Raw genomic sequence first — 9978 nt, 5'->3', positions numbered from 1 at the left:
TTTTAACCACTACATTACACACTATATTTAGACACGCGTAAAGAAAAATGCGGATACAGAGTCCCTGCCCTTGGGAGGACAAATTGCCCGGTCTTTGGATATGTAGGGTATGTATGGCTGCACATGAAACTTTAATAAATAAAATAAAGCCATAAAAGGAGACCCTTGTGAAAAACAGACTCTTAAAACTGCTGGTGCTGATCCTGGCACTTGGCATTTGCTCCACGATTCATGCCCAAACCGATATCACAATTGGAGAAGGGGCGGAATCGACAAACTATGCGACACCTTACGCGAGTTGGTGGAATAGCTTCCGACAACAATACCTGATTCATGCCGCTGAGATTTTTGCAGCTGGAGGAGGTCCGGGTAACATCAATTCAGTTGCCTTCAACGTTCAACAGGTCATGAATGTCTCGCCGATGCCTGGTTTTATGATCAGGATGAAACACACGAACCAAACAGAACTGGTTCCAGAATTTGAACTTGGCGAATATCAAACCGTATATGAATATCACAATTTCGCTCCCACCACGACGGGATGGATAGTCCATAATTTTTCCACTCCCTTCAACTGGGACGGAGAGTCGAACATAATAGTTGAAGTATCCTCAAGATTCCGGGATGAATGGGTGGGCTTTAATTCGTATGTTTATTGTACCAACACGGACTATGCCAGCAGTCTGCGTTTTCAAAGCTTGGAGGATGATGGCTTAACCGGAACCTCCGGCACGCTGCGCGAGTTAAGGGCAAACATGAAGTTTAACATGCAGGCTTTGGTGCCCACCAGTCCGCCCAATCCGGCTTTGCTTGTGCTTCCCAGAGATGGCACCTTCGATGTTATTCCCACGGGAAACCTGGAATGGAAAAGCGGCGGCGGAGTCCCTTCTGGATACAAAGTGTATCTGGGGACCGACAACCCGCCCCCATTTGTTGGGGAAACCACCGCTACAAGCTATCCCCTGCCTTCAGACATCGAGCCTGAAACCGTCTATTATTGGCGCATCATCCCCACCAACATCATTGGTGAAGCTGAAAACTGTCCCGTTTGGAGTTTTACCACAGCCAATCAATATGTTACAATCGGTTATGGAAACGAGTTTTCCCGGCTGCCGATCGAATTTAAATACACAGCTTCTCTATTCGAATGTATCTATTATCCTGACGAATTCGGTTTTTCAAGCGGGACAATTACATCCTTGGCGTTTTACAACCTCTTCATCAGGCAAGCACTGGATCAAAACATACAAATTTGGCTGGGATCGACCGAGAGAGCAGACCTGCAGACTGGAGGTATGATTCCGTCCACACAACTCCAAATGGTTTTTGATGGAAACGTCGATTTTCCCCTCGGCTCGAATATGATCCACATTCTGTTTGATACGCCTTATGAACATGAAGGCGGCAATTTGGTGATGATGGTTTACCGCCCGCGAAACACGCTTACTTTGGACAGCGAGGACGGCTTTTATTGTCAAAGTGGTCCACAGACAAGAGCTCGGATTGTGACCCTTGGCGGCGGTGTTGCCAACATAAACCCAGCCAGTCCGCCTCCCGGCACTACAAAATCAATATTTCCCAAAACCAGCTTCTTCTATACCGGGGAATCCATCAATATGGATTTGGAGGCGTATCACATCATTGGAAACACAACCCCCAGCGTTGGCAAAGCCTGCAACTATTTGATTCATATCCGCAACAACGGCGTTGAATCCCAAAGCAATTATCAGGTGAAGCTTTACCAGGAAGGAGACATCGAAATCGGAACTGTGACTGGTCCGGAAATCGGGCACACTGAAACCTTGCAGATTCCTTTTTCCTGGACTCCGACCTCTGAAGGTTCCACCTATCTCTACGCCAAGGTGTTTTTGGATGGAGACACCATGCCTCACAATAATGTGACCGCTAACTATAACGTGGATGTGAAACCCGAGGGGACATCCTTGATAACAGTTGGCAATGGAGGCTCTTTTGGAAGGATGCCGATAGCTTTCTTCTATCAAAACTCACTGTTCGAAACAATTTATTTAAGGGACGAATTGGACGTGGAGCGTGGTTTGTTGGAAGCCATACAGCTGTACAACAAGTACGACGAGGATTTTTATGATATGCCCGTGAACATCTGGATGGGCGAAACAAACCAAACTGATCTTACCTACGGCTGGATACCCTCCACACAGCTTACGCAGGTTTTTGATGGAACCTTGGATATTCCCAGTGGGCAAAACGACATTTTGATACCCTTGACCACTCCCTATCCTTATGAGGGTGGAAACCTGGTCATGATGGTGCAACGTCCTTGGGAAAACCAATTTTACTGGATGGTCAACCACTTCGAGCAACACGATGGAGTTATTATTTACCGAACACGTTTTGCGGAAAGTGATGCCGTGAGATACAATCCCGCATCCCCTCCCACAAACACGGTTCCCCAACGAACCTTCCCAAAAACCTCATTCGTGTTTTCGACTGAGGGACTGGGTTCGGTTTCAGGTACAGTCCGCACTCTGGGCGCGCCGATGATCGGAGCAACAGTTGCAGTTAACAACACTCTGTTGCGTTATACAACCGCTGCAGATGGGAACTATGAGTTTCCCTTCGTTGAGCAGGGCTTGCGTCAAATTACTACTACCAAGTATGGATATCAGGATCTGACGCTTGACGTGAATGTTGTGGAAGGCGAAAATATCAGCTTGGATTTTAACCTCGTTCCAATCCCTCTGGTCACCGTGACCGGACGCGTGGTGGGTAGCGATAATTTTGAAGCCGGTCTGAACAACGCCACAATCAAATTGAACGGATATGAAAACTATCAAACCACCACGAATGCCCAGGGCTTCTTCACCATTCCAAACGTATATTCGGATAAAACATACAGCATAAGCATCAAGCGCAGCGGATATCGCGAACATACAGGAAACTTGACAGTTGAAAGTTCGAACGTGGATATGGGCGACATCATCCTGCGTGAACTCTCCAACCCTCCGCGCAGTGTTGTAGCCACAGAAGCCTTCGACTTTTCAAAGGTGTCTGTTGCCTGGCTTTCGCCGGCTACGAACGACGTTGGCCAATGGATTCACTATGACAGCGGTAACAACGTGGGAAACAAGATCGGCACGGGAAGCGCGGTAGATTTCGACGCTGTAATCCGCTATCCCGCATCCGCCCTCACCAGCTTCGCCGGCATGAGCCTTCAGGCTGTAAAAGTATGGCCTGCAGACCCGGGAGAGTTTTCGATCCGTGTCTGGACTGGTGGAACAGCTGCTGCTCCGGAAAACTTGATTCTTGAACAACCCTTTACGCCCGCTCCACTCAACACATATAATACCGTCACCCTGAACGAGCCTGTGCTCATCACCGGAACTGAAGAACTGTGGTTTGGTCTCCGCAGTGTGGTGACTGGTGGTTACCCCGTGGGCTGTGATACTGGCCCCGCGGCGGATGGTTTTGGAAACATGATGCACATTCAGGGGTCATGGGCAACCCTGCTGGATATGGCACCAGATCTGAATTACAACTGGAACATTCAAGGCTATGTGGGGCATTCCGCGCCAAGCCGCGCCCCACAGATCACACTGGCGTCATTTGACGATGAAAGCGACCCCGATCGCGCTTTGGAAGGATACCAGGTTTTCAGGTTTCTTTCTGAAGATGCCTACGACGAAAGCAGTTGGGAACAGCTCACAGATGAAAATATCAGCACCCGAAGTTTTGTGGATCATGAATGGTCATCTCTGCCCACTGGCAAATACAAATATGCAGTGAAGGCTCATTATACAAATTTCATTAGCTCCGGTCCGTCTTTTTCGAACGAGATTCCCAAGGGAATGAACGGCGTCCTCACTGGCATTGTGACCGATATTGCCACAAACCTGCCCATCGCCGGGGCAAGAGTGACAGCCGGAGAATACAGCGGAATAACCAACTCCCAGGGACGTTACGAATTCTTCGTTTACCGTGGTACCTATGAAATATCCTGTGTAAAGGCGGGTTATTCGCCTTGGAACATACAGAACATGCTGGTTGTGGGAAATCAATCCACAACTCTCAATATCGCGCTCACGGAAGGAACCCTTCCCCCCAGATTCGTAACTGCCGAGAATGCCGGAAACGCGGTAAACCTCACTTGGAGTGCTCCTCCTTCCGAGGGTGGAGAGTGGTTGCAATATACCACCCAAGCCAGCAATGGTAGCCTGGGCATAAATGGGGGCGGGACATTTAGCGTCGCCGCCCGATTCCCCGCCTCTGTGATGCGGGATTACGAAGGCCAAAGCTTGCGAGCCGTAAGATTTTGGCCAGCAGATACAGCCAACTTCACCATCCAGGTTTGGAGCGGCGGAAATGCAGCTGCACCCGCGGTTCTAAGAACAGAGCAAGCTTTCACACCTGAAACCTTAAAAACCTATAACACAGTCGTTTTGGACCACCCTGTGGTAATTAACGGCAATGAGGAACTTTGGTTTGGTTATAGTGTGACACACGGTCCCGACCGTTATCCTGCCGGTACCGACAACGGTCCTGTGATTGACGGTTTTGGCAACTTGATCAACCCTGGCGATGGCTGGGTTAGCCTCATGTCTGTGGCGCCAACCTATGACGTAAACTGGTGTCTTCAAGGTTTTGTGGGACACTTCCCCCCAACCGACGCTCCAGCCATCACTTCCGCAATTGTCTTGGAACATGGCCAGCCCAGCAACGAGGGCATCTTCGCCATGCATAGAGATTTTGCTCAAAATCTTGAGACAAATTCGCGCAAAGATACCTTCAGATTGTCCACCATGGAAGGAACTGCGTCCGGTTACCGTGCCCACACCGGATACAAGATTTGGCGCTTGCTCGCGGGAGAGGAAAACAACGAAACGGCCTGGATTCAAATCACCCCCAACAACGTCACCGGCTTGGGCTGGCAAGAGAACCAGTGGAACAGCCTCCCCTCCGGAGAATACAGATGGGCGGTGAAATCCGTTTATACCGGCAATAATCTCTCTCAACCCGCATTCTCGAACACCCTGTTCAGGGAAACCTCTGTTGGGCTTGAAGCGCCAGAGCTTAGCGTTGTTAAAACAGCAACCGGATTTGCTCTTTCCTGGAATGAAGTGGCAGGAGCAACGGTATATCATATTTATCGTTCCACAGATCCCTTTGGAACGTTCGACTTCTTGGATTCCACAACAAACCTCGGTTTTGAGGACAACGAAATCCAGAGCAAAGCTTTCTATCATGTGAAAGCAGTTCAAGAACAACCGCTATCCTCAAAATGAACCATAAATAGCAATAGGCCCCGCCACCTTTCTCAGAGTGGCGGGGCTAATTTTATAACTTGATGAAGAACAAGCGGTTATTCTGCAGCTGGTTCTAAAACCTAATTAACAATAAACATGCCAACCAGATTAGGAGATAATGTTACCATGACTTGGCAAAAAATCCTTTTGGCTGTGCTGACACTGTTCAGCGTGGCTTTCATGTTTGCAGCCCCCAATTTTGGGGAACGTCCCGACATTGATTTATATAAAGTCCCGGATTCTGCCATCGAAGAAGGACGAATCCACATAAAACTTGGTGAATTGCATGGCAAATTGGCGCAAAACTATAGCTTCGAAGATGGCCAACTGCGTCAATTTGGCATCGAATCCCTGGATGCGCTAAATCAACAGTTCGGTGTAAGCCGTATCACGCCGCTATTTGGCGACATCAAACAAAACAAAAAATGGGGATGGCGCCATGTGGAGTGGGGCTTTCACCTTTGGTTCCAACTGGAATTCAAGAGCGAAACAGACATCCGCGACATGGTGACTGCCTATCGCGCTTTGGAAAAAGATGTGCAATGGGCTGAACCCGGATACAAAAAGATTCTTCACGCAATGTCTGAGGAAGTAATTGCCTCCATCGAGGGAACCCTGGAACGCTGGACCCCAAACGACCCGCGTTTTGACGAACAATGGCACTACCACAACACCGGTCAGGTGGGCGGAAGCCCGGATTGCGACATCGATTTGCCTGAGGCCTGGGAAATCGAAACAGGTCATCCCGATGTGATTGTGGCCATTATCGACCAGGGAGTTCAAACCGATCACCCCGATTTGGCAGCAAATATGTGGGTGAACCCAGGTGAAATTCCCGGAAACGGAATCGACGATGACGGAAACGGTTACATCGATGATGTGCATGGCTACAATTTTGCCCATAACTGGCACGAGATTGTCCCCGGTGACCACGGCTGCCATACTGCGGGAACAGTTGCTGCAGTAAACAACAACGGCATTGGCGTGGCTGGTGTTGCCGGCGGTTCAGGCTCTGGAGACGGTGTACGGCTCATGAGCTGCCAAGTGTATGCTGGCGGTTCCAGTAGTGGAGGACACCACATTGCCCCGGTTTATGCCGCTGACAACGGTGCGGCAATCTCGCAGAACAGCTGGAGCTACAATACGGTAAACGTGTATGAACACTATGTGTTGGATGCCATCGACTATTTTAACGCCAATGGCGGCGGAAATGTGATGAATGGTGGCGTCTCCATATTTTCTGCAGGCAACAACAACCTTGAGGGGTACTGGTATCCCGGTTGTTACGAAAATGTGTTTTCAGTGGCCGCCACAAACAACAAAGATAAAAGACCAGTCTATTCAAATTATGGCACCTGGGTGGATATTTCCGCGCCGGGCGGAGAATGTGTCACATCCTTGGAAGAAGGAATCCTGAGTTGTAATAAAAATGGAGCTTACGCCTTCAATCAGGGAACCTCCATGGCTTGTCCCCACGTAAGCGGCGTTGCTGCATTGGTAGTCTCAAGCGCCCACCGCAACGGCAGAACTCTCCGCAACGATGAATTGCTCCAGATTTTGACCGACACAGCGGACGACATTTATCATCTGAATCCAAGCTATGTAGGGAAACTTGGAGCCGGCAGAATTAACGCCCATTCAGCCTTGCTGGCGATAAACTACAACCAGCCGCAGTGTTTTATCACACATCCAGCGGATGGTCAGTTCATCAATCACGGCAGCCTTGTGAACGTTGTGGCCAATGCTTCAAGCGCAGGCGGAAACATCACAAATGTGGAATTCCACCTGAACGGAGTTCTGAAAGCCACTGTGACAACATCGCCTTTCACTTGGCTGTGGGACACATCTTCCGAACCGGGGGGAAAACATATTCTGACTGTTAAAGCCACAGATGGAAACTCCATTTCCTCGTCACACACGATTTCCATCATTTTGTTTATGCCACCCGATGAGGATTTTGAAACCCAGGATTTTTCTCAACATCCCTGGCAAAACACCAGCCCCATACCCTGGACTGTGCCATGGACGGATACACCTTTCGGAAGTTACGCAGCGAAGTCTGGTGCCATCGGCAACGGCTCCAGCTCGACCCTCAGCCTGCAAATGACAGTTAGCCAGGCCGGAAACATCAGTTTCTTTTACAGGGTTTCATCCGAACAAGACTGCGACTGGCTGCGTTTTCACATCGATGGCGAACCTGTGGATCAATGGTCTGGTCCCACCAGGTGGGAATACGCTGAATTCCCGGTCAGTTCAGGCCTTCACACATTTTCCTGGGTCTATCAAAAAAACCTTTCAGGTGCCTCGGGTGACGACTGCGCATGGATAGACCACATCAAATTACCCCCTGGAGGAACATACCTCTTCCCGCCCAGAAACCTGACGCAAACTTCGGGAAATGCTGTGGTCAGCCTTGCATGGCAGGAACCTTTGGAGGGTGGTCCCACCGGATACAGAATCTATCGTGATGGAGAAGCTATCGCCACTCAATTCAGTCTTGAATTCCAAGACCGCAGCGTGGAAAATGAAAACACCTACGATTACGTTGTGACAGCTCTTTACGGGCCAAACGAATCCGAAGCTTCAAACGTAGTTACGGGATACCCCACTTCAACCCCCACCGTTGACATCATCATTGGCGATGGCACACGCACCCAAAACTTCCCTTTGAACCGGAACTTTCTGTATTCATCTCATGAAGCCATCTATTTGGCGTCACAGATTGGCACCCCCTGCACCATCGGCTCCATAGCTTTCCAGAAGTCCAGTGGAGCAGATGTCGATCCGATTCAAAACGTCCAGATTTACATGAAACATACTTCACTATCCAGCCTCGCAACAGGTGCTTACAGCCTGGAAGGCTATGTGCTTGTTTATGATGGAAACTTCTTGAACAATGCGCTTTCCGGATGGATGGAAGCCCAGCTCGATACTCCCTTTGAATATGATGGAGCCTCAAATCTGAGCATCCTGACACTGAAGGGAAGTCAAAACTGGAGCGACAATCCGCCTTTATGGACCTACACCGTCATGTCAGGAACCCAGGCACGCCAAAACAGCAGCGATTCTTCCCTACCCGCGTCACTTGCAGCTTCCACTAACCTGCCAAACCTGAAAATATTGGCAGTCTTGCCCGCGGATTTGTTGCAACCCGCGCAAAATCTCAAAGCCTTCGCTGGTAATCAAAAGGTGGAGCTGTCCTGGCATCCTGCCCTTTCAGGTGTGCCCAGCGCCTATAAAATCTACCGTGATGGTGCGCTGTTAAATTCCATTTCAGGCCTTGCCTATACAGATTTCAATGTGGAAAATTGCACCAGTTATTCCTATTACGTGGTGGCATCTTATCCCCAGGGCGATGCGATGCCAACATTCACCGTCCAAGTCACTCCGGATGAATACAGTTTTGTTGAACTTGGCAGTGGCACAGCCAGCAATGGAGTGTCAGTATCATGCCCCATAAATATATTCTATCCCAGCCTGCACGGGCAATCTGTTTACACCAAGACAGAACTGAACAACGCGGGGGTTTTCGGGCCGATAACCATTGAGGAAATCGGCTTCAACGTCACTGGAATCCCAGCTTTGGCGATGCCAAACTATGTGGTGAGGATGGGACACACAACCGCAATCAACGCAAGCACTTGGACGCCAGCTTCAAGTTTAAACGAAGTATGGAATTCCTCTTCTTACAGACCCACTCAAACCGGATGGAATATGTTGCCTCTCAGCAGCCCATTCGTCTGGAATGGAGAAGACAACATTGTGGTGGACACCGCCTTTTCGCCCATCGGCTCCTGGAATCCAAGTGGAACCACACAATACACATCCGTGACCAGTGGCTATCGTTTCGTTGTGGCTGAGGGCAGCGACCAGACTAACGTTTTCGCGGGTGGTGGCACCTCGAATTACCGTCCAAACCTGAGGCTTGCCATGTTGGCTCCAGAGCCACAAGCTCCGCAAATTCTGGTCACACCATTGTCTCTTGATTTTGGAACAGTGGTTCCAGGCATGGAAAAGGTTCTTCAATTTACCATCCAAAATATCGGCAACGACGTTCTGTCTGGCTCCATTGTCGCCCCGGATCCCTTCACAGTATCTGAACATGTTTCCTCCGATTCGTTTGAGATTCGCAACAATCTATATTACAGTCTCAATGCTGGAGATTCGCGGGATTATGACCTCAGCTTCTCACCCCAGGAATCCTGTTCTTACACGGGAGACCTTGTAATTGTCAGCAACGCGGATCATTCCCCGGTTATCATCGCCCTCAGCGGAATAGGTGCCTTCATGGGGCTTGACACCCCGGAACTGAATGTGGTGAAATCTGTTAACGGTGTCACATTATCCTGGGACAATGTTGAAAACGCCGATTTTTACCAAATCTATCGCGCCTTCGAGCCTTATGGCGATTTTATCCTGATGGGCACCACCACCAACCTGTATTTCGAAGATAGTGAACCTTTGCCCAGAGCCTTTTACAGGGTCATGGCAATAACTGCAGAATAACAAAGTCCAGATAGCTATAAAACGAGCCCCGCGCTACAAAAATAATGTGCGGGGCTTTTTTATCCCAAATAAATCACAACAATCAGTCCGATTATGCGGACTGGGGAAACCCTACTGCATTATTTGGGTTTAATCCCGGTATACTGGAGGACACCCCAGACAGGAAAGATTTTTCAGAGATTTATCGTCA

The 9978-nt window shown here is 49.3% G+C and carries 2 protein-coding genes; both read left to right on the top strand.

Annotation, left to right across the window (positions count from 1 at the left end; translation table 11 throughout):
- Nucleotides 1-167: 167 nt before the first annotated feature.
- A complete protein-coding gene (locus GX135_05000) occupies nucleotides 168-5261 on the top strand; it encodes a hypothetical protein (protein NLN85447.1) in 5094 nt (1697 codons plus the stop codon).
- Nucleotides 5262-5408: 147 nt separating this feature from the next.
- Nucleotides 5409-9788 carry a S8 family serine peptidase gene (locus GX135_04995; protein NLN85446.1) on the top strand — a complete coding sequence of 1460 codons (4380 nt, stop codon included), beginning with the start codon at nucleotides 5409-5411 and terminating at the stop codon, nucleotides 9786-9788.
- The last annotated feature ends 190 nt before the right edge of the window (nucleotides 9789-9978 follow it).

This window comes from Candidatus Cloacimonadota bacterium (assembly GCA_012522635.1).
Lineage (GTDB): Bacteria > Cloacimonadota > Cloacimonadia > Cloacimonadales > Cloacimonadaceae > Syntrophosphaera.
This window is presented reverse-complemented; position numbering and strand designations above follow the sequence as displayed.

Bases quoted from the DNA above. Each gene is read 5' to 3' on its own strand.
- GX135_04995 (NLN85446.1), top strand. From the start codon at position 5,409: ATGACTTGGCAAAAAATCCTTTTGGCTGTGCTGACACTGTTCAGCGTG.